Annotated in this window: 19 protein-coding genes; 10 read left to right on the forward strand and 9 right to left on the reverse strand. The window is 51.3% G+C overall.

From position 1 onward, the window contains the following. The first annotated feature begins 3 nt into the window (after positions 1-3). Genes AADEFJLK_RS02105 through AADEFJLK_RS02115 form a run of 3 tightly spaced genes read left to right on the forward strand, consistent with a single transcriptional unit; the run spans position 4 to position 2,968 of the window. Positions 4-930: an ABC transporter ATP-binding protein gene (locus AADEFJLK_RS02105; RefSeq protein ID WP_103973134.1), complete on the forward strand. Its 927-nt coding sequence runs from the start codon at positions 4-6 to the stop codon at positions 928-930. Then, positions 927-1,679: an ABC transporter permease gene (locus tag AADEFJLK_RS02110; protein WP_103973135.1), complete on the forward strand. Its 753-nt coding sequence runs from the start codon at positions 927-929 to the stop codon at positions 1,677-1,679. Before AADEFJLK_RS02105 ends, AADEFJLK_RS02110 begins: the two co-directional genes overlap by 4 nt. After that, positions 1,676-2,968 (forward strand): GldG family protein, encoded by a 1,293-nt coding sequence (locus AADEFJLK_RS02115; RefSeq protein ID WP_103973136.1) that lies wholly within the window; start codon positions 1,676-1,678, stop codon positions 2,966-2,968. The genes AADEFJLK_RS02110 and AADEFJLK_RS02115 overlap by 4 nt, the downstream gene beginning before the upstream one ends. Positions 2,969-3,095: 127 nt before the next feature. On the opposite strand, the gene AADEFJLK_RS02120 is transcribed toward AADEFJLK_RS02115, so the two are convergent. Beyond that, positions 3,096-4,073: a malate dehydrogenase gene (locus AADEFJLK_RS02120; protein ID WP_103973137.1), complete on the reverse strand. Its 978-nt coding sequence runs from the start codon at positions 4,071-4,073 to the stop codon at positions 3,096-3,098. Between the two features lie 211 nt (positions 4,074-4,284). Here AADEFJLK_RS02120 and AADEFJLK_RS02125 point away from each other — a divergent pair, with 211 nt between their 5' ends. The 4 genes from AADEFJLK_RS02125 (at position 4,285) to xseA (ending at position 9,317) form a co-directional block, all read left to right on the forward strand. Then, positions 4,285-5,142: an NADP-dependent methylenetetrahydromethanopterin/methylenetetrahydrofolate dehydrogenase gene (locus AADEFJLK_RS02125; protein WP_103973138.1), complete on the forward strand. Its 858-nt coding sequence runs from the start codon at positions 4,285-4,287 to the stop codon at positions 5,140-5,142. A 6-nt stretch (positions 5,143-5,148) separates the two neighbouring features. After that, positions 5,149-6,489, forward strand: coding sequence for a glycerate kinase type-2 family protein (locus tag AADEFJLK_RS02130; protein ID WP_103973139.1), 1,341 nt, complete (start codon positions 5,149-5,151; stop codon positions 6,487-6,489). 41 nt (positions 6,490-6,530) lie between these two features. Continuing rightward, on the forward strand, positions 6,531-7,784 hold the full coding sequence (gene glyA, locus AADEFJLK_RS02135; RefSeq protein WP_088619380.1) for a serine hydroxymethyltransferase: 1,254 nt from the start codon (positions 6,531-6,533) through the stop codon (positions 7,782-7,784). 183 nt (positions 7,785-7,967) lie between these two features. After that, positions 7,968-9,317: an exodeoxyribonuclease VII large subunit gene (xseA, locus tag AADEFJLK_RS02140; protein ID WP_103973140.1), complete on the forward strand. Its 1,350-nt coding sequence runs from the start codon at positions 7,968-7,970 to the stop codon at positions 9,315-9,317. 54 nt (positions 9,318-9,371) lie between these two features. Here the strand turns inward: xseA and AADEFJLK_RS02145 are convergent, their stop codons facing one another. The 3 genes from AADEFJLK_RS02145 to ubiA all read right to left on the reverse strand — a co-directional run bounded on the left by AADEFJLK_RS02145 (position 9,372) and on the right by ubiA (position 13,366). Continuing rightward, the gene (locus tag AADEFJLK_RS02145; protein WP_088619382.1) at positions 9,372-10,829 is read right to left on the reverse strand and encodes a TrkH family potassium uptake protein; all 1,458 of its coding nucleotides are present in this window, start codon (positions 10,827-10,829) and stop codon (positions 9,372-9,374) included. Positions 10,830-10,892: 63 nt separating this feature from the next. After that, entirely contained in the window at positions 10,893-12,254 is a 1,362-nt protein-coding gene (trkA, locus tag AADEFJLK_RS02150) for a Trk system potassium transporter TrkA (RefSeq protein ID WP_088619383.1), read from the reverse strand. A gap of 254 nt (positions 12,255-12,508) precedes the next feature. Next, a complete protein-coding gene (gene ubiA, locus AADEFJLK_RS02155; RefSeq protein WP_088619384.1) occupies positions 12,509-13,366 on the reverse strand; it encodes a 4-hydroxybenzoate octaprenyltransferase in 858 nt (285 codons plus the stop codon). 161 nt (positions 13,367-13,527) lie between these two features. Between ubiA and wrbA the strand changes: the two genes are divergently transcribed. The 3 genes from wrbA to hda are packed head-to-tail and all read left to right on the forward strand — an operon-like array spanning position 13,528 to position 15,198. Beyond that, a complete protein-coding gene (gene wrbA / locus AADEFJLK_RS02160) occupies positions 13,528-14,121 on the forward strand; it encodes an NAD(P)H:quinone oxidoreductase (protein ID WP_103973141.1) in 594 nt (197 codons plus the stop codon). A 19-nt stretch (positions 14,122-14,140) separates the two neighbouring features. Then, positions 14,141-14,494: a DUF2069 domain-containing protein gene (locus AADEFJLK_RS02165; protein WP_198328556.1), complete on the forward strand. Its 354-nt coding sequence runs from the start codon at positions 14,141-14,143 to the stop codon at positions 14,492-14,494. Between the two features lie 2 nt (positions 14,495-14,496). Beyond that, positions 14,497-15,198: a DnaA regulatory inactivator Hda gene (hda, locus tag AADEFJLK_RS02170; RefSeq protein WP_103973142.1), complete on the forward strand. Its 702-nt coding sequence runs from the start codon at positions 14,497-14,499 to the stop codon at positions 15,196-15,198. Positions 15,199-15,494: 296 nt separating this feature from the next. Here the strand turns inward: hda and AADEFJLK_RS02175 are convergent, their stop codons facing one another. From AADEFJLK_RS02175 to AADEFJLK_RS02195, 5 genes are all read right to left on the reverse strand, one after another. Beyond that, positions 15,495-17,879: a tetratricopeptide repeat protein gene (locus tag AADEFJLK_RS02175; RefSeq protein ID WP_103973143.1), complete on the reverse strand. Its 2,385-nt coding sequence runs from the start codon at positions 17,877-17,879 to the stop codon at positions 15,495-15,497. Positions 17,880-18,088: 209 nt separating this feature from the next. Continuing rightward, the gene (locus AADEFJLK_RS02180; RefSeq protein WP_103973144.1) at positions 18,089-18,937 is read right to left on the reverse strand and encodes a hypothetical protein; all 849 of its coding nucleotides are present in this window, start codon (positions 18,935-18,937) and stop codon (positions 18,089-18,091) included. Next, the gene (locus AADEFJLK_RS02185; RefSeq protein ID WP_103973145.1) at positions 18,937-20,634 is read right to left on the reverse strand and encodes a putative porin; all 1,698 of its coding nucleotides are present in this window, start codon (positions 20,632-20,634) and stop codon (positions 18,937-18,939) included. The genes AADEFJLK_RS02180 and AADEFJLK_RS02185 overlap by 1 nt, the downstream gene beginning before the upstream one ends. Before the next feature lie 20 nt (positions 20,635-20,654). Continuing rightward, positions 20,655-21,320 carry a TonB C-terminal domain-containing protein gene (locus AADEFJLK_RS02190; protein WP_088619390.1) on the reverse strand — a complete coding sequence of 222 codons (666 nt, stop codon included), beginning with the start codon at positions 21,318-21,320 and terminating at the stop codon, positions 20,655-20,657. Between the two features lie 9 nt (positions 21,321-21,329). Continuing rightward, the gene (locus AADEFJLK_RS02195; protein ID WP_088619391.1) at positions 21,330-21,734 is read right to left on the reverse strand and encodes an ExbD/TolR family protein; all 405 of its coding nucleotides are present in this window, start codon (positions 21,732-21,734) and stop codon (positions 21,330-21,332) included. Positions 21,735-21,762: the final 28 nt, after the last annotated feature.

The following is a 21,762-nucleotide window of genomic DNA, read 5'->3' on the forward strand; positions in this document are numbered from 1 at the left end:
CCCATGACCTTATTGATAGAGGCCGAACATCTTTACCGTTATTACGGCAAACAGTGTGCTGTTAAAGATGTGAGTTTTACCCTTAAACGCGGCGAAGTGCTGGGCTTTTTAGGTCCTAACGGTGCGGGCAAGACCACGACCATGCAAATGCTCTGCGGCTTACTGACCCCCAGTTCCGGCAGCATTAAAATCAATGGTGTTGATTTGTCGGCAAATGCAAAAACCGCCAAACAAAGCCTGGGTTATTTGCCCGATACCCCGCCACTCTACAAAGACCTGACTGTACAGGAATATTTACACTATTGCGGACAACTGCACGGCCTCAGCAAAACCGCGTTATTGCCCGCCATTAGCCAAGCCCAAGAACGCTGCGGCCTTCTGGAAGTCAAACGGCGGCTGATCGGGCAATTGTCTAAAGGTTTCCAACAGCGCTTAGGCATCGCCCAAGCCATTTTGCATAACCCTGACGTGATTATTCTCGACGAGCCTACCGTCGGCTTAGACCCCTTACAAATCCGCGAAATCCGCGCCTTAATCCGTGAGTTGGGGCAAAGCCACGGGGTTATCCTCTCGACACATATCCTCAGTGAAGTACAGGACTCCTGTACCCATGTGCAAATCATCCACCAAGGGCAACTTATCCTGCATGAAAGCATTGCCGGACTGGCACAATTTATGGACACGGGCATTTTGCAAGTGGCTACCCGGCTTGCCCCCGATACCGACAGCTTAGCCGCCATCCCTGGCGTACTGCGCATTGAAGCCTTAACCGCCACGCATTTGCACATCCATTATCGGCTCAGCGCCAACCCCAGCCAAGCCCTGACTGCGGCCATTATCGCCGCCGGGTGGGAATTACAGGAACTCACCCCTTTGAAAAAATCGATGGAAGATATTTTTATCAGCCTGACCGAGGATAAACGGCCATGATCTTGACCATCGCCACACGCGAATTTAAGACCCTGTTCATCTCCCCGATTGCGTGGAGTATTTTGGCGGTATTGCAGCTAATATTGGGCTATTTGTTCCTAAAACAAGTGGAGACTTTCATGGTGTTGCAGCCTAAATTGTCAGCCATCCCCAGCGGCCCCGGCCTGACCGATATTGTGGTGCCGCCGCTGTTCGGCAATGCCGCCATTATTTTGTTACTGGTCGTACCGCTGCTGACTATGCGCTTAGTTGCCGAAGAACGCCGCAACAAAACCTTGCCGCTGTTGCTGTCGGCGCCACTTACCAATAGTGAGATTATCATCGGCAAATTTTTAGGCTGTTTTGGGCTATTGGCGGTGGTGGTCTTATTAATCACTATTATGCCCTTATCGCTATTATTAGGCGGCGAATTGGATATGGGCAAACTGTTTTCCAATGTTTTGGCCTTACTGTTGCTAGTAGCTGCCCTGACCGCCGCCGGACTGTATTTATCCTGCCTCGCCCAGCACCCGATTGTTGCGGGTATCGGCAGCTTTGGCCTGCTATTGCTGTTATGGCTAGTTGACACGGGGACGCAGATGCGCGACACGCGCAGTGCTTGGCTGGACTATGTGTCTTTGTTACGGCATTTCCAAAACCTGCAAAGCGGTTTGCTTAGCTCTGTTGATGTCGGCTATTTTCTGCTGTTCATCGGCGGCTTTCTCTTGCTCAGTGTCCGCAGCTTGGCTAACCTTCGCTACCAAAAATGAACCTATCCCTAACCCGCTACCCGCGTTTAAAAAACCGTTTGTTAACTTTGGCGATACTGGGCTTATTGGCCTTAGCCGGTTGGTTAAGCACCTTGTATCCGCTACGTTGGGATATGACCGCCCATGCCGGCAACACCTTGTCGGTCGCCTCGCAAAAATTATTGGCGGCCATGCCGGACGACGTTAAAATTACGGCTTATCTGAAAAAAGGCCAGCCGGTACGCTTACAGATTGCCCAATTGCTGGAACGCTACAGCCGCCACAAAGCGAATTTTTCGCTCAGTTTTATCGATCCTGACAGCCAGCCGGAAAAAACCCGTGAATTGGAAATCGGCCCGGAAGGCATGGTGCTGGTCGAGTATCGCGGACATACGGAAAAACTGAAGTTTGTTGACGAATCGACCCTGAGCAATGCGTTGCTGCAACTGAGCCACGCCGAGCGGCGCTGGGTGAGCTTTTTGACCGGACACGGCGAACGCGCACCCGACGGTGTCGCTAATTTTGCCTGGGGGCAATTCGGCAAAGAATTGGCCTTGCGCAACATCACCGCCTTACCGCTGAATCTGGCGAATGTCACCAGTATTCCCGACAATTCCGGGGCATTAGTGATTGCAGACCCCAGTGTGCCGCTGTTGCCGGGCGAACTGGCGATGCTCCGCCAGTATATCGATAAGGGCGGCAATCTGTTGCTGCTGGCCGAACCGGGCAACCAGCATCTGGCGGCTTTGCAAAAAGACCTGGGCTTGCAGCAAGCGCCCACGGCGATTATCGACACCAGCACCCGTCTGTATGGCATAGACGACCCTAGCTTTGTGATTGCCAGCGCTTACCCCGACCACCCGATCACCCGTGGCTTGCAATTGATTAGCGTTTATCCGGCGGCGGTGGCCTTAAGCACCGATAAAAGCAGCCCCTTCCAGGCCAAGCCGTTGTTGGAAAGTGCCGGGCAAGTCTCGGCAATGTCTGCCAACCCTAGCCAAGTGTTTGCCTATACCCTGACGCGTAATGCCGATAAAAAGCAGCAGCGGATAGTGGCTATCGGCGACAGTGATTTTCTGGCTAACGCTTATCTGGGCAATGTCGGCAATTTGGATGTGGGGATGCGCATCATTAACTGGTTGCTGCAAAATGACGAATTTATTGATATTCCCATCCAAACGGCGACCGACAAAAGCTTAAACCTGCCGTCTCTTGCCGTCGCCGTCATCGGCTTCGGTTTTCTGCTCGGCCTACCGCTGGCCTTGGTGGTGACAGGCTTTGTCATTTGGTATCGGCGTAAACGCCAGTAGAGAGCAATGGAGGGAACGCGGGCAAGATGCCCGCGCTCCCTCCATCCTACATTCTTTAGCGTTTGACTGACTTATTCCTAGACATGCCTTAACGCAGTCCGTTACGGCAACGTGCCCTTAGGCCCTATTAAAACAAATATCTGACCGCATCCCGCTCTTCTTTCAATTCCGCTTCCGACACGCGCAAGCGTTGCAAGCTAAACTCGTTAATATCCAAGCCTTTAACAATGCTGACTTCGCCGTTAAGCACAGTGACCGGATACGAGAAGACCAGCCCGGCTTCTATGCCGTAGCTGCCGTCAGACAAAATCCCCATGCTGACCCAATCGCTGGTATCGGTGCCAAATATCCACGTCCGCATCTGGTCGATGGCGGCATTGGCGGCGGACGCGGCGCTGGACTGCCCTCTGGCTGTCAGCACTTCCGTGCCGCGTTGCTGGACGGTGGGGATAAAATCCTCAATAAACCATTTTTTCGGCACCAACGATAAGGCATCTTGGCCTTTGACTTTGGCATGGTGCAGATCCGGGTATTGGGTGCAGGAATGGTTGCCCCAGACGGTCATATTTTTAATGTCGGTGGCCAGCACCCCGCATTTTTCCGCCAGGTGGCTGATGGCGCGGTTATGATCTAAGCGGCTCATGCAGGAAAAGTTTTCCGGCTTTAAGCCAGGGGCGTTTTTAATGGCGATCAGCGCATTGGTATTGGCGGGGTTGCCCGTCACCAACACTTTGACACCCCGGCTGGCCACGGCATCTAAGGCTCTGCCCTGCACGGCAAAAATTTCCGCATTGACTTCCAGTAAATCTTTGCGCAGCATACCCGGCCCGCGCGGCCGCGCACCGACCAAAAACGCGTAATCGACATTTTTAAACGCCACCAGCGGGTCGTCTGTCACGACAATACGGTGCAATAAGGGACTGGCGCAATCTTGCAGTTCCATGACCACGCCTTTTAAGATGGGCATTGCCGGGGCAATTTCCAGCAAATGCAAGACAATGGGTTGATCGGGGCCTAACAGCAAACCTGCCGCCAAACGGAATAACAAAGAATAACTGATTTGTCCGGCGGCTCCGGTCACTGCGATATGGATAGGGGTTTTCATCTATGTTCCTGTGCTTTTATTGTTATCATTATTAACTGCTACCTTTCTGACCAAAACTAATCGCTACAATTCCTGCAATCGTATCACTCATAGCTGAATAAAATCACGCATTATCCATTTTAAATCCTAACTGGCTTCAGCCTAGCAGGGTTACAATATCGCGTATAATACCGAACCCCACCTTTTTTCACACAGACTTATCAGGTTAATCATGAAAAAGTTGTTATTTCAGTTCGATACCGATCTGCACCCGGCCGTTTTTGATACGGTGGTCGGCTATGACGGCGGTGCCGATCACGTTATCGGTTACGGCGGACTGACTCCAGAAACTGTCAAACCCTTGGTGGAAGGCGCTATTTTTACCCGCGCCCCCAAAGACAAAAAAAATACCGCTATTTTTATTGGCGGCAGCGACATGATCGCGGGACAAACCTTATTGGTCGCCGTGCAAAGCCATTTTTTCCCTGGTTTTCAAGTGTCGGTCATGCTGGACAGCAATGGCAGCAACACCACGGCGGCGGCGGCGGTCGCCAAACTGGCGGTTAGCGGTACGTTGGCAGGCAAAAAAGCCGTGGTCTTAGCGGGTACTGGCCCGGTCGGGCAACGGGCGGCAGTCATGCTCGCTCAAGAAGGTGCCAGCGTGTCCTTAACGGCGCGGACCTTAGCGCGTGCCGAACAAGCCTGTGACACGATGCGGGCGCGGTTTGGCGTTGAACTGACCCCTGTGGAAGCATACGACCATGATGCCCGCGCCGCCGCCATTGCCGATGCCCAGATTGTGTTGGCGACCGGAGCGGCCGGAGTTGAATTGCTGAAACCCGAACATTGGCAGGATAACCCACACCTGGAAATGCTGGCTGATGCCAATGCCACACCGCCCTTAGGGATAGGCGGCATGGATATGATGGACAAAGGCATTATGCGGCACGGTAAAATTATGTGGGGGGCAATTGGCTTCGGGGCATTAAAGCTAGCCTTGCACCGCGCCTGTATCGCCCGATTATTTACTGATAACAAACAGGTGCTGGATGCCGAAAATATCTTCGCCTTAGCCAAAGAAATGGCTTAATAGCTGATGCCCTTAACCGCGCAATTAAGGCAACACGCCCAAGCTATTTTTCAGGCGGGTGTTGCCGCCGCCGATCCTTACCAAGCCGTTAAACGCTGTTTGACGGCTAACGGCACCTTGCTGGACATCCGTCTGAATGACGGCAACACGCACACCCGCCGCTGGACAAAAATCCATCTTATTGCCTTCGGCAAAGCAGCCTGTGCGATGGCAAGCGCCGCACACGACAGCATTCCCGCCTATTTGCTGGATGCTCACCCGATTGCCGTGACCAATTATGAAAACGTCACCGATTTGGCGGCCATTAAAGTTGTCGGGGCAGGCCACCCTTTGCCTGATGCGGAAGGCTTTTATGCCGCCCAGTGCATTGCCGAGATAGCCAGTGATGCCCAGCAAGGCGAACTGCTGTTAGTTTTAGTCAGTGGCGGCGGCTCCGCCTTAATCCCCTACCCTGTGTCCGGCATTAGCTTAGCAGAAAAAGTCGCCACCACCGATGTGTTGCTGGCGAGCGGCGCGACCATTAATGAAATTAACTGTGTCCGCAAACATTTGTCGCAATTAAAAGGCGGTGGCTTGGCAAAACTGGCTTATCCCGCCGATGTCCATGCCTTGATTTTATCGGATGTGTTGGGTGACGACCTCAGCGCCATTGCCAGCGGCCCTACAGTCGCCGACCCGACGACGTATAGCGATGCGGTTGCCATTTTAAAAACCAGACAGGCTTGGGACAAAATCCCCATCGCCGTGCAACAGCATTTGCACCAAGGGGTACAGGGCGCTATCGCCGAAACCCCCAAAGCGAATGACACGATTTTTTCGCGTAACAGCCAAACCTTAGTTGGCAGCAATGCCCTCAGCGTCAATGCCATGCTTCAGACCGCACGGCGACTAGGCTATCCTAGCCAGTTGTACAGCGGCCATTTATGCGGCGAAGCCCGCACAGTTGCCAAGGATTGGGTGACGTACGCCAAAACCCTACAGCAGCCCGTAGCGTTAGTGGCGGGCGGCGAAACCACCGTCACCTTACAAGGCAACGGGCGTGGCGGGCGTAACCAAGAAATGGCCTTAGCATTTGCCCTGGCCGCACAACAACAAGGTTTAGGTGGCCAATGGGCTTTCTTAAGCGGCGGCACTGATGGCCGCGACGGCCCGACCGACGCGGCCGGGGGCTTGGTTGACGCAGGTACAATAAGCCGTATGATAAGCCCAGACTCGGCAGCGGCCCACTTGGCAAATAACGATTCCTACCCAGCTTTACAACGCGCCGGCGATTTACTGGTCACTGGCGCGACAGGCACTAATGTCGCCGACCTGCAAGTCCTGCTGCTGATACCCGCAGCCGTTTAGCCTTATGCCTCTTACCGAACAACCCACAATCAGGAGATACCATGTTTAATAAATCCATGTCCATCCAAGGCTTTGACGATGACTTATTTAACGCTATGGAAGAAGAGCGCCAGCGCCAAGAAGACCATATTGAGCTGATCGCTTCAGAAAACTATGCCAGTCCACGGGTGATGGAAGCGTTAGGGTCACAACTGACCAACAAATACGCCGAAGGTTATCCTGGCAAACGTTATTACGGCGGCTGCGAATTTGTCGATAAAGCCGAACAGCTCGCTATTGACCGCGCCAAGGCGTTATTTGGCGCAGACTATGCCAACGTTCAAGCCCATTCTGGCTCACAAGCCAATATGGCCGTATTTATGGCGATGATGCAGCCGGGCGATACCCTTCTCGGTTTAAGCCTAGCCAGTGGCGGCCATTTAACCCATGGGGCAAAACCGAACTTTTCCGGAAAACTCTACAACGCGGTGCAATATGGGCTTGATGCCGACACTGGCGAGATTGATTATGAGCAAGTTGAAGCCCTAGCCTTAGAGCATAAGCCTAAAGTGTTGGTCGCGGGCTTTTCCGCCTATTCCAGAATTTGGGATTGGCAACGCTTCCGCGATATTGCCGATAAAGTCGGGGCTTATTTTGTCGTCGATATGGCACATGTCGCAGGTCTGGTCGCGGCGGGTTTATACCCCAACCCCGTGCCTTTTGCCGATGCCGTCACCAGCACCACGCACAAATCCTTACGCGGCCCACGCGGCGGCTTGATTGTTTGCCGTAGTAACCCGGATCTGGAGAAAAAAATCGACTCGAACATTTTCCCCGGCATCCAAGGCGGCCCCTCCATGCACGTCATCGCCGCCAAAGCCGTGGCCTTTAAGGAAGCGATGGAACCGGAATTTAAAGCCTACCAACAACAAGTCATCACCAATGCCCAAGCCATGGCGGCAGTGTTTATGGAACGCGGCTTTGACGTAGTGTCCGGCGGTACTGATAACCATCTGATGCTGGTGTCCTTGGTCTCTAAAGGCATTACCGGCAAAGCTGCCGATGCCGCTTTAGGCCGCGCCCATATCACCGTCAACAAAAATGCCGTACCCAATGACCCGCAATCGCCTTTCGTCACCAGCGGCATCCGCGTCGGCACCCCTGCCCCCACCACCCGTGGCTTTAAAGAAGCAGAAGTGACCGAAATTGCCCACATGATGTGTGATGTGATGGAAAACCTGGACGATGAAACGGTAATTGCCTCTGTGCAGAGCCGGGTCGCCGAGCTTTGCGCTAGGTTTCCGGTTTATGGCTAATCAATGGTTGTGCCTAATGCAACCTATAGCACCTAAACCTATGACTTAAAGATCATTCATCACGAAGAGGACACGACGTTTTCAGTTAGCCTCTTCGTGTCCTTCGTGGCGGATTATGTTTAACCGTTTTCAGCTTGGTTAGGATTTAACAAACACTAAGTCCGCAATAAAATAGCTTAATCTATGCCCTACCCTACCGAAGCCTCTGCCACCCTAACCGTCTCCCAACTCAACCGTGCCGCCGGGCAATTGCTGAGTGAGCATTTTTGCTCGGTATGGGTGGCTGGGGAGATTTCTAATTTAAGCACGCCTTCTTCTGGGCATTGGTATTTTTCGTTAAAAGATGCCCAAGCGCAGGTGCGCTGTGCGATGTTTAAAAATTCCCAGCGCGGCGTAAAGGCCAGGCCGGAAAACGGTAAGCAGGTACGCGTCAAGGCGCAGGTCAGTTTGTATGAGCCGCGTGGCGATTATCAATTGATTGTCGAAAGCCTGGAGCCAGCCGGAGAAGGCGAACTGCAACAGGCATTTGCCGCGCTTAAGCGCAAATTGGCGGAGGAAGGTTTGTTTGATGCCCGCCATAAACAGGCTTTACCTGCCTTACCCAGCACTGTTGGGGTGATAACATCGCCTAGCGGCGCGGCGGTCAGGGATATTCTGAGCGTGTTGAAGCGGCGCTTTCCGGCGGTGGCGGTGCTTATTTATCCCGTTTCGGTACAGGGCGACAATGCCCAATACGAGCTTGCCCAAGCCTTGGCGACCGCTAATGCCGAAGGGCGCTGTGATGTGCTGATCGTCGGGCGCGGCGGCGGTTCTTTGGAAGATTTATGGGCGTTTAATGAAGAGCGGGTGGCGCGGGCGATTTTTGCCAGCCGTCTGCCGGTGATTTCGGCGGTCGGCCATGAGACTGATTTTACCATTGCCGATTTTGTCGCCGATCTCCGTGCGCCGACCCCTTCGGCCGCCGCCGAACACGTCGTGCCGGACGGGCAAGTCTGGTTGGCGCAGTTTGCCGATACCGAACAACGCTTGCAGCAACTGATGCGCCGCAAAATTGGCCAGCAGCAGCAACGCTTGGCTTGGCTGGCACAACGCCTGCAACAGCAACAGCCGGGGCAACGGCTGGCGCGTAATGCCCAGCGCTTGGATGAATTGGATATGCGCCTAAACCAAGTCATGGCGGCAACGTGGCGTGGGCATCGGCATTGGCTGGAAGCGAAACAAGCCCGGTTATGGCAACACCATCCGGCGGCAAAAATCCGCCAATTAGGCCAACGCCAGCAGTATTTGCAACAACGGTTGGCTCAGGCTATGGCGCATAAACTGACGGGCTTTAGGCAACGCTTGGCGGCGACCAGCCAAACCTTACATGCGGTCAGCCCGTTGGCAACCTTAAGCAGGGGCTACGCCCTGGTCAGTGCCGCCGAATCCGGCGAGATTATCCGCTCCAGCCAACAGCTTAAGGTCGGCGATAAACTGGCTGTGCGCTTAGGGCAAGGTAGGGTGTCCAGTGCAGTGCTATCGGTTGAGGAATGATGCGAGGATGCGGCCAATAGCGGATAAACCTGCATTTACCTCAAATAATAGGGCTTATTTACGCCAAAACTCCGGCACAAACAGGATGACGATGGAGAAAATCTGTACTCGCCCCAAAAGCATGGCGAAGGTGCAGACGCTGGTTTGGAAATCGCTGAGACTAGCGTAATTACCGGCAGGGCCGACTTGGTTAAGGCCGGGGCCGGCATTGTTAAAGCAGGAAATAATGGCGCTGAACGCGCTAATAAAATCCATGCCGCTAAATAATAAGGTGAACACCAGTATGACAATACTGATGAAATATAAGAAGATAAAACCCATCACCGAGGTGACGATGTTGTGGTTAATGACGGTATCACCGATCCGTAATGACCGTATCGCCGCCGGATGAATAAACTTGAACAACTCCATCCGCGCCTGTTTCATTAAAATAATAGTCCTGATCATTCTGATACCGCCACCCGTCGAACCGGATGATGCGGACAAACAGCTTAAAAACAACATCCACATCGGCACAAAGATAGGCCATTGGTTAAAATCTTGGGAAGCAAAGCCGCAATCGGTGGCGATGGTCACCAGATTAAATGTCGCATGGCGTAAGGCAGTCAGAAAATCAGGATAAGTGCCGCTACGCCATAAGACTGAAGCGGTTAGGACACAACTGCTCAGTACCAGCAATAAAAACGCTTTAGCCTCCATATCATAAATATACGGCTTGAAAGACCGCTTTCTTAGGGCGATAAAATGGGAGGCAAAATTAATGGCGGCAATCAACTGGAATACAGTTAGGACGATTTCAATCGGCAAGGAATTAAAATACCCGACACTGCTGTCATGGGTTGAAAAGCCCCCTAAACTCATTGCTGCAAAAGCATGGCAAATGGCATCAAACCAATTCATGCCCGCCAGTTTTAAGGCCAGAATACAAACCAGCGAAATGCCCGCATACACCATCCATAAGGCTTTGGCAGTTTGGGCGATACGCGGTGGTAAATCCGATTCTTTAACCGAGCCCGGTGTTTCGGCAATGTAAAGCTGCATCCCGCCTATACCTAAAATCGGCAAAATGGCGACCGCGAAAATAATAATGCCCATACCGGCAATCCAATTCAATTCATGCCGCCACAAGTTGATTGACATGGGCAAGTTATCAATGCCGCTCAAAACCGTCGCTCCCGTGGTGGTCAACCCTGAAACGACCTCAAAATACGCATCGACAAAACTGAGTTGCGGCATATAAAACAGCAGCGGCAGCGTACAAAAAACCGGGATTAACGACCACGTCATCGACACCAATAAAAAACCCGCTTGCCGCGACACTTTTTTGGGCGTTTTTAAGGTCGGAAGAAACATGGCCATGCCCGCTAATAACGTAATGGGCGCAGACATCAGAAAGGCATTGACGGCGGGATCGGCAGCAAACAATGCCGTTATTAAACAGGTTAGCATAAGACCGCTAAAGCCCATTGTCACTAAGCCGAAAATATGGATGATAGTAAAAATGACATTCATGGCAATGGTAGGATGAAATATGCCTAGCGGCTAATGGGGTGGGAGCTGTAGTAAGCTACGCGGTTAAATCGGCTGAAAGGTTTTTTCAATACTGGAGACCAGCTTTTTATCAATGGCGAACATGACTACATGGTCATTTTCTTCAAATAAGGTATCGTGATGGACGGGAATAACCTGCTGGTTGCGGATTAAAGCACCCAAAACAATGCCTTCAGGCAGGTTGATACTGTGGACAGGCCGCCCGACCACAGAATTAAGGCCTTTGCTCTTATGGGCAATCGCCTCGATGGCTTCGGCAGTACCGCCGCATAAGGAACTGACTTGCGCCACATCACCACGGCGGACATGCTTAAGGATGCTGCCCAAGGTTTCTTGATTGGGCAGCACGGCGACATCAATGCCCGTCCCCGGCAATAGCTTGCTGTAGGAAACATGGTTAAGTAAGCAAATGGCCTTACGCGCCCCTAAACTTTTTGCCAATGATGCGGAAATGATATTAACGCCATCATTGTTGGTAATGGCGCAAAACAAATCGGTGCTTTCAATGGATTCATCGATCAATAGTGTTTCATCGGCACAATCGCCGAGTAAGATGGTGGTGTTGTGCAGGTCATCGGCTATTTTCTTAGCGCGGCGGCTGTCTTTTTCAATAATTTTGACTTGATGGTCTTTTTCCAAAGCCAATGCCAAGCGCTTGCCGATATGCCCGCCACCCGCAATAATAATGCGTTTTAAGGGAGCCTCCAATTTGTTCAGCTCTTTTAAAACCCGCCGCACTTCTTTACGCGGGGCGACAAAAAACACTTCATCGTCGGTTTCTATGGTGGCCTCGCCGTTAACGACCAACGGCTGCCCCTGCCGGAAAATGGCGGCGATACGGATTTTGCCGTTCGAGAATTTTTCTTTTAAGGCCTTAATTTTTTTACCCGTCAGAAAGCCGTCGGCAACCACTTTGACGGAGAACAGCCGCACTAAGCCGCCGGCAAAATCGGAAATATGCAAGACACCCGGAAATTCAATCAGATTGCGGATGGATTCCATAACGATCTGCTCAGGGCTGATGACAAAATCGACGGGGATGCCTTTGGGGCTAAACAAGTGGGGATGGGTCAGGTAATCGATGGCCCGGACACGGGCAATGGTTTTGGGGCGTTTATAGAGCGTGTTAATGATAAGGCAGGCGAGCATATTGGTTTCATCCCGGTCTGTGACCGCAATGACAATGTCGGCGATACCAACCCCCGCCTGTTCAAGGACGCTAGGATGGGCTGCGTTACCCGTGACCGTGGCAATATCGACCCGTTCTTTTAGAGCCTCTAACAGCTCCGGTTTAAAGTCGATGACAACAATATCGTTTTCTTCGCTTGCCAACGCTTCGGCAACCGAGGATCCTGTAACGCCTGCGCCTAAAATCACTATTTTCAATGTGCTTATCCCTTTTGTAAACCGTCAGATTTTGAGAATGCCGTCACAAAAATTTAATAATTATAGCGGTAATAGGGCTTTTTTTCAATTTCCATCTGAACTATCTGCGCTTATTTGAGTCTTTGCTAACCCTTCCCATTGCTTAAAACCTTGCAGGACAGCAGATTGGGTTTGCTATAGCCCTAAGAAAGTACAGCGTCTTCTTCACTTAAGGGAGGGTGTTTTCTTAATGCACTCATAGCGCCCGCTCCTGCCTACACTAAATAAGCTCCAGCCAAGCCGATAAAAACCGCCATGCCAAACCAGTTATTGTTTAAGAACGCTTGGAAACATTGGGCTTTTTGGCGCTGAAAAATCAGCTTTTGCTGATAGGCCGACAGGCCTGCGGCAACCAGCACCCCCAGATAATACGGCCAAGCCAAGTGCTGCCACTGCCCTACAGTCAGTAACAGGCCGATAATAATAACTTGTAACAGGCCGATAATCTGGCGGTCATAAGCGCCAAACAAAATGGCCGTCGATTTAACGCCAATTTTCAGGTCGTCGTCCTTGTCGACCATGGCGTACATGGTGTCATAAACTAAGGCCCAGAGCATTACCGCCAAATATAACACCCAAGCCACTGCCGGAATCGTATTGGTTTGGGCGGCAAACGCCATAGGTACCGCCCAACCGAACGCCATGCCTAAATAGGCTTGGGGCAATTGGGTGTAGCGTTTCATAAACGGATAACTGGCGGCCAAAAATGCCCCCGCAAAAGACAGCAAAATGGTGTAGGTATTCATCAACAAGACCAGCGCGAACGCGGTCAGGCATAACACAGCGAACACCACCAAGGCTTCTTTGGGGCTGACCTTCCCGGCGGCAATAGGCCGTTGTTTGGTACGTTCCACATGCGGGTCAAAATCGCGGTCGGCATAGTCATTAATGACACAGCCCGCCGCCCGCATCAGCACGACCCCCAACGCAAAGACGCTAAAAACCAGTGTATCAGGTTTTCCGTCGCTGGCTACCCATAAGGCCCATAAGGTCGGCCATAATAAAATTAGGATGCCTATGGGGCGGTCAAAACGGGCCAGTACTGCGTATTGTTTGAGCCTTTCGATTATCATTGCCAAACCTGCTGATACTTTTTCAGCGTATGAGTTGAAGTAAAAATGCTATTATAGCCTTTGTTTCGCTAAGCGTGTGCTTGGCCTATCTGCCGCTCTTTCCGTTGCCGCAACCATCACCCATGCGCATAACCCTGTTCTGACCATTAAGAGGCTGTTCTATGACTACAAAAATCCTGATCCTCTATTTTTCCCGTCATGGCACGACAGCCACTATGGCTAACCATATCGCACGGGGGGTGGAGTCGGTACAGGGTGCAGAAGCCATATTGCGGACAGTACCGGATGTCTCGGCGGTTTGTGAAAAACTCGCCGACACCATCCCTGAACATGGTGCCTTGTATGCCACATTGGACGATTTGCACAACTGCGACGGTTTGGCACTCGGTAGCCCTACGCATTTCGGCAATATGGCCGCACCGCTGAAATATTTCCTTGATGGCACCACCGCGCTGTGGTTTACCGGGGCGTTGGTCGGCAAGCCGGCCGGGGTATTCACCTCTACAGGCAGCCTGCACGGTGGCCAAGAAAGCACCTTATTAAGCATGATGTTGCCCTTATTGCATCATGGCATGTTACTGATGGGTCTGCCGTATACCGAGGCCGCCCTGCGCGAGACCGCTGCCGGCGGCACACCCTATGGCCCTAGCCATTTGGCTTCGGAAGGTGCGGGGCTGACCGACCACGAAAAAATCTTGTGCCAAGCCCTAGGCGCACGCTTGGCAAAAACCGCCCTGTCTTTAAAATCTGTTTAACATTGCCGCTACCTACCCCATGAAACTGAACGCCCAGTATTTTTACATTGCCGCCCTGATTGGCTTTTTTGGGCTGTTTGCCTTATTAATGCTTTGGCACACTGTTCTTGCCCCTTCCGGCCAACTCCCGGTAGCTTTAATGTTATTGCTGAGTGTCACGCCCTTACTGTTGCCCATGCGCGGCTTGTTAAACCGCCATCGGAAAAGCTGCACTTGGGCGGCCTATATTAGCTTGTTCTATTTCATCCACGGCACCATGGAAGCTTACAGCAATGCCGATGAGCGGCTGTACGCTTCTTTAGAAGCCTTACTGAGCTTTATGCTGTTTCTCGGCACTACCCTGTATTTGCGTTTTTCACCCCCTGCCCCCTGATTATGGCCGAACAACTCCCCGTTAATTTTGAATTTAGAGCCAATCAGACCTTTAACGATTTTTTCCCTGGCGGTAATCAAGAAATTATTGACCATCTGAAAAAATGCCTGGACGGTACCGGCGAACAGCAAGTGTTCATCTGGGGTGATAAGGGCTTAGGCAAAAGCCACTTATTGCAAGCCTGTTGCCATCAGGCACACCAATATAACCTGGATGCGTTTTATTTTTCCTTGCCTGCACAAGCTGCCCTGCCAGACCCGGCAATACTGGCGGATTTGGACGAATTTGATCTGGTTTGTGTCGATAATATCGGCCATATCGCCCATAACACGGCTTGGGAACAAGCTTTTTTCAATTTTTTCAACCGCCACCGTAGCTATGAGCATAAGCTGATACTCTCCGCTAATGCCGCGCCGCAAACGCTGGACATTCAACTGCCTGACTTAAAAACCCGCCTAAATTGGGGCCTGACGCTCAAGCTAAAGCCCCTGACCGAAAATGACAGCATCAATGCCTTAATATTTAAGGCCAACCAAATGGGTTTTGAAGTATCCCCGCAAGCGGGGCGGTTTTTACTGACCCATTACGACCGTGACTTGGCCTCGCTCTGGCGGTTGTTGGACACCTTAGACCGCGCCTCGTTAGCGGCGAAGCATAAGATTACCCTGCCTTTTGTGAAAAAGATTCTGCAACATCCCGTATGAGCAAGGTGTTAAGTGTTTATGTACGCGCTTGTGTTTGACGCTTTTTTTACTCAGTTTCTGAAGGCCTGATTATGACTAATCCCTATCGCATAGAAGCCCTGGCTTTACATCAAGTAGGCGTGTTCACGGACTAAACCTGCCCGCCAGAACCAAAGCCAGAAAAAGGGAATGGGAAAGTTATCACCGTGACCCTGAGCCATTTTTGGATGATTACAATTACCGCTTTTTTCTGGATATGGCTTAGGCTAATCTGTTAATTGGAGGTGCAAGGGCTTTAACCTTTACACCCCAATTTGTCATAAGCCTTTCACTGCCGCTTGGGCATCTTCCAGACCGATAAATTTTTGCTTACTGGCAAGTGCCTTGTTTAACAAAGCTTTTGCCTGTACTTTATCGCCCTGCCGTAAGTAAGTCATGCCTAAATGATAATTGAGCATCGGATTTTCGGCATTCAGTTTTTGGCCTTTTGCCAAGAGGCTTTGGGCTTTCGGATAATCGTTTTGCTGATAGGCAATCCATCCGGCAGTATCAAGCATTTGCGGGTCTGGGGTATTCGCCAGCGGCTCGGCAATTTTGGCGGCTTTCGCTATATTGGTAGGCTCTGGCGCGTACAACGACAAGTAGCTGGCCAAGCGTTGCCGTATCGCTAAGGCGTGCGGATAGAGCTGATAGAGCTCTTCGTATAAGGCAATGACTTGTTGGTGCTGGCCAGCCTGATGGTAGACCGCCGCCAAATCCGTCACAACATCCAAGGCATTATGGGTGTTGCGCTTGCCTTCATTGAGGATTTCCAGCATTTTATCGGTTTGTTTATGGTTAAGGTACAGCACCGCCAAATGCCGATACGCATCAGACCATTCGGGCTTGATGGCAATAGCTTTTTGATAGGCAGCTATCGCCTCGGCGGTTTTATTGCTGTTGGCATAAACATCACCGAGCAAGGAATAGGCATAAAAATGTTTGGCGTCTTGCACGGTCAATTCGCGCAGCTTTTGCACCGCCTTATCGGTTTGCTTTAACGCCAAATAGGTTTTTACCAATTGGGTCAGCGGTTCAACCGCCTCCGGCTGCTTAGCAAGGGCTTGGGCAAAACTGGCGGCACTTTTATCCAATTGCCCGGCGGCTTGGTACACCAAGCCGGTCATATAAAAGCCTGCCGCGTCGTCCTTATAAGCGGTTTCCAATTGCTTGGCGATGTCCAGTGCCTGTTGCCATTGTTTTTGCGCCATATAAATCCTAAACAACGCTTCCAAGCCGTTTTTACTGTTAGGATTGCGCTTAAACAAGGCATTAAGCTGCTCAGTGGCTTGGTCTTTGGCACCGGTTTGCAGCAATAAATTGACCAAATCTAAGCGGGCGGCCTCATCATTGGGTACCAATTCGATAACTTTAGCTAAATTTTCCCGGGCTAACAAGGGTTCGTTATTGGTGACATGCGCCGCCGCCAACAGTTTGAGTAACTGGGTATTGTTAGGGTATTCAGCAAGCAAGTTCCTAAAGCCGCTGATCGCTTCGCCTAAGCGGTATTCCGCCAAGGCCATTTCATTGTCTAAAATCCGCGCATCAAGGTCTTTGGCATTGGCGGTCAATAAGGTTTTAATTAAGGCCTTGGCCTCATCAAAACGTTGGGTCGCCTTATACAAACGCGCCAATTTATTACGCGCCTTCGCAGCCTCTTTGCCGTCCTTATCCAAGCTGATAATGTCGTTTAAGGTTTCTTCGGCCTTATCCGGTTGTTTTTGCGCCCATTGCAAATCGGCTAGCTTAAAGCGCAATTCATAATAAGGCGTTTCAGAATCCAACATAGGCAACACTTCCGCTATCGCGACCTCTGGCGAGCGGTGCACGGCTAAAAATTCTATCAGCAGCACCTTTGCCGATTCATTGTCGGGTAAGTCCGTTACGGCGGAACGCAAGACCTTTTCGGCGGCATCGGCCTGTTTATGCCCCAACAGCAAGGCCGCCAAGCGTTGGCGATGGTCAAGTTGCTGCGGTTCGGTTTTAATCAGGGCAGTCAGACTGGCCTCTGCCTTATCGGTTTGCCCCAATTGGTTGTACAAATTCGCCAGCATGAGTTGGGCGGCAACATGTTCGGGATGTTTGCCGATAAACTGTTGCAGCAACTTTAACGCCGCATCGGCTTGGCCGGTTTTCGCGTGTAACGAGGCCAATAACAGCGTCGCGGCGGCATCGTCGGGCTTTTTCGCCAATACGGCTTGGGCTTGGACAAAAGCGCCGTCGCTATTGTTTTCTGCTGCTAAGACACTGCCCATTAAGACCATGGCATCCGTGTCATCGGGGGCGATAGCCAAGGCCTCTTTCGCCATTTGTTCGGCCAACGCGGGTTTACCCGCCAGCAAGTAAATATTGCCCAGCTTTAACCGCGCTTGCAAATGCTTAGGATCTAGCTTGGCGACTTCTTGATATTGGCTGACGGCGCTTTGCACATCGCCTAATTGCCCTAATGCTTCGGCAACGGCAAACCGCCCTGCCGTATTTTTAGGGTCATCGCCAATAGCTTGCTCAAAAGCCGCTTGGGCGGTTTTATAATCACCCGCCTTAAAGGCTTGGCGGCCTTTTTCGATAGCTTCCGAGCTTTTGGAATTCTGGTCACAAGCGGATAAGCCATTGAGCAGAGAGGCAAGAAGTAAAAGTTTTACAGAATGTGCTAGTGTCGGCATAGTCAAATCCTATCGCTAGCCATTGGCAAGCGACATCATGAAAAAGAGGGGGAAGTGTGTAAGCAAAACGGCTGGATCTGCTGATTTAGGAAGGATAAGGCTTATTAAAGCTGTTCCGGGCATAAATATACCCGTATTCGATAAAAAAAGCCCTACCTGAATGCCGTGGCATTCTCCGGTAGGGCTTGGCAGTAAACAAGATAACCCGATTATTTGTTGCTTGGGGCGGGTTGTACAGCAGGTTTGGCCGCGTTAGGTACGGCTCCTGGCTTGGCAGTTTGTGCTGTAGGGGCGGCGGCAGTCGGAGCCGCTGGTTTTGCCGCTTGTCCGGTAGGAGGAACTGCCGGTTCGGCCTGCTCTTCTGGTGCCTGCGCTTGTGCAGGCGCTGAAGACGGGGCTTTTTTACCTTGATATTTTTGCTTTCTCAGCTTATCTTCGTAATCTTGCATGGCGTTTTCAAATTCGACATCCTTGACCTGAGAAAACGGTTCCGAGCCGATCAGCGTATCGACAATGCCGCGTTTTTGGCAGCTTTGGTAGCCGTCCATGACCGCTTTCGCGCCTTCAAACATCTTAACGTTTTTGGCTTCGCAGGTTTTTAAGTCTGACGATGTCGCTTGCTGGGCATTTTGCAACGCCGTATAGGCCACTGCCAAATCATTTTTGGCTTTATTTAAGGCATTGTATTTATCCACCACTTCGCGCAATTTTGCGGTGGTGTTGTCAAGGCGTTGATGGACTTCTTCGGCGGTGGATTTTTGCGCCGCCAAATCTTCCGCCAATTTATTTTTCTCAAGCCCTGCCGCCGTAACAGCATCTTGGCTTTGCTTTTGTTGGCTTTTTAAAGCCTCCAATTCGGCGGCCACCTTGGCGTTTTCGGCTTTTAGGGTGTCGCGCTCGGTGGTGATTTCTTTCACCATCGTCTGTAATTTATTGACCGCCGCCTTCGCGTTGCCGCCGCCCGCGTCACGCGGTGCGGCAGTCGCCGCACCTGTCGCTACCGCCGCCAGCAATATAACCCTAGCCACTGATTTCATAATAGTGTTATCCGCAGTCATTAGAAGCTCGTGTTCAAATCCAATTGCAATACGTCATTGCTGTATTGTGGGCCAGTAATCACATCGGTGCTTAACCAGCGGCCAGTCGCCCAAACATTTTTCATCAGACCATAGTTTGCCCCGATGACCCAACCTTTGGCGTTCGTACCGCCTAAATGGAAATCAGAATCAGTAAAGGCACTCAAGACGGCATCGCTTTGGACATATTTGTAAATACTAAAGACGTTCCATTGATGCGCACGGTTTACCCTTGGCCAACCGAAATCGACCCGCACTTGCCAAGCATTGGTATTGTCACCCACGGTGGTTTTCGCCAATCTTTGCACACTCGCCTGGTCAAAGCCGACGTTTTTCGCATAATCCGCACCGACAATCAAATGGTGTGGGGCAAACATCGCAAAGTCGTATGCAAGATTAGCGTTCACGATCCGGTAATCGGAGGCTAAACCATAACGGGCCGGAATGTTGTTGCTGTCATAACAGATAATGCCGACCGTGTTGCCAAACTGCATGTATTGTGGCACCGAAAAATTGTTATTCGCGTTATTGGTGTCACAAGTGGCTGGCGTATTGGTGTTGGGTTTGGCTTTGATATTTTCATAATCATAAAACGCCACGGCCATTTTAAACTGGTCATGGTTGGCAAAGCCCCAATCCACCCCTACTTGTGAGCCATACAGCCATTTATTGCCTGAGCTTAACGCCGATTCTTGTAATGGGAAAGCGCCAAGGGTGGCAAATAACGAATGGCCGTTATTATTGCCTAATGCCTTACGCGTCGTGGCGGCGAAACCTTCAAAATTTAAGTCCGTATCCCAAACCAATTCGCTGCCGCCGCTGAACTCACCGCCGCCGACATACCAAGGGCTGGCAATCCGACCGCCTGTTAAGGTCAACCATTTAAAGCCGTCTTTATCAGTTGCGTCGTATTTAAGAAACGCCCGGTCGACTAAGAACTGATACTGGCCGCTGTAATTGCCCAGCGTTTGGTTGGTCGATGTCGGGTCATACCATAGATTATTACCACCAGCGGAAACGTTTGCGGTCGCCATACGCACACTGGCTTTCAGGCCTTCGGTGACATCGGCATCGACCACTAAACGCAAGCGTTCACGAAAGCGCTGCCGATCTTGATTGGTGTTTAAGTAACCATTTAAGCCCGCCGCCGTCAAACCGCCGAATTGGTTGATATTTTGGAAGTTAGCATAATAAGAACCCAGCGGCGCGTTACCCTGTGCCATTATTTCGGTTTGCGAACGCAGGCGTAAATCGCCGGATAATTTAAAGCGGCTAATCCATTCAGGTAAGGCTTCAGGCATCCCCCATTTTTGGGTTTTGGCTTGTTGCATGACATCTTTGACCACATCGCCGCGCAATTCGTTACGGACTTGCTGGCGCAACTCGTCTTTGATGAAGTCGGGCACATAAGGCACCCTGACTTCACCTTGTTCGGGCGGCACATCTTTGCCCGCCGGTTTAGCGGCCTGCTGGGCGGCGACTTGTGCCTCTGCGTCAGCCTCGGCCCGTTTGATCATTTCTTGGGCGGCCTGCTCAGTCAACACATGCTGTTTGACTAATTCTTTAATCAAATTGGTCGTGGTATTGCGCAATTTGAGCAATTCTTCCTTTTCGCCCGCATGAGCCATGCCCACCATACCACAAAGCACCATGGTCATTAGCTGCTTTTTATTATCCATTTGTCTACCTGTACATTAATTTAGATTTTTGATGTAATTCTTAGCTTAATCGGCTGTTCCATCCCCACGGGGAGCGGTTCGTTGACCTTTTTGTATTTGGTCAATAACTGATTGATCAGCTCGTCTATTTCGCTGTCATTACTGCCTTTCGCTAGCTCGAAGCGGGAAATGGTGCCATCTGCTTCAACCCATAACTTGACGATTGCGGTGTAGCCTTTAATGCGCAGCTCTTCGTGTTCGGAAAGAATATCCAAAATATCGTTTTTAATAATACCGCCATACCAAGCGTTAGGGTCGCCGCCGCCACCGCCACCTAATAGGCCTTTGCCGCCTTTACGCGCCGCCAAGCCAAAGCCGTCAGAACCCGCCGAACCTTCGGCATCCAAACCTAAATCACCGGGCGGTGGTGCATCGGCGACATCAGGCATTTCTTCGGGTTCCGGTTCAGGCTCTTGCTCAACCTTTTCCTCCATCTGCGGCTCAGGTGGTTTTTCCACCTTAGGGGGGGGAGGCGGAGGGGGGGGCGGTTTAGTTAAGGTAATCTTTTGGATGGTGCGTTCTTTTTTCTCCGGCTTATCTTCCATATTACTGATCGCCCGGACAATAAGTACCGTAACGGCCAGCAAGATGAGGCCACCGATAATGGTGGGCAAATAAACCCGAAAATGTTTCTTCTTTGTCGTCATTGGGCGTTTTTATTTAACCAGATTTTGCGTAACCAACCCGATCTGGGTAATGTCCAGTTTACCCAGCAATGCCAGTACATCGACGATCTTGACGTACTGCACGCTGGCATCGCCCTTAATAACCACGGGCAAGGCAGGGTTGACCGCCTTAAACTGTTGGAGCATAGATTCCAGTTGCGCCATATCGACCGGATAAGTATCCAAAAAAATAGTGCCGTCAGCGGTAACAGTAATGGCCTTGGTCTGTGGTTTGGCAAGGCTTGGCGCATCACTGGCCTTAGGCAGATCAACGGTAATGCCTTGCACCGATGCAGTACACATCAGGATGAACACCACCAATAACACATAAGCTAAATCCAACATCGGCGTGACGTTAATCTCGTCATACGCCGCATTCTCTTCTTGTACTTTCATAACGGTTGCTCAGGTACGGGGGATGATC

It is taken from the genome of Methylovulum psychrotolerans, assembly GCF_002923755.1.
In the GTDB taxonomy this organism is placed as follows: Bacteria; Pseudomonadota; Gammaproteobacteria; order Methylococcales; family Methylomonadaceae; genus Methylovulum; species Methylovulum psychrotolerans.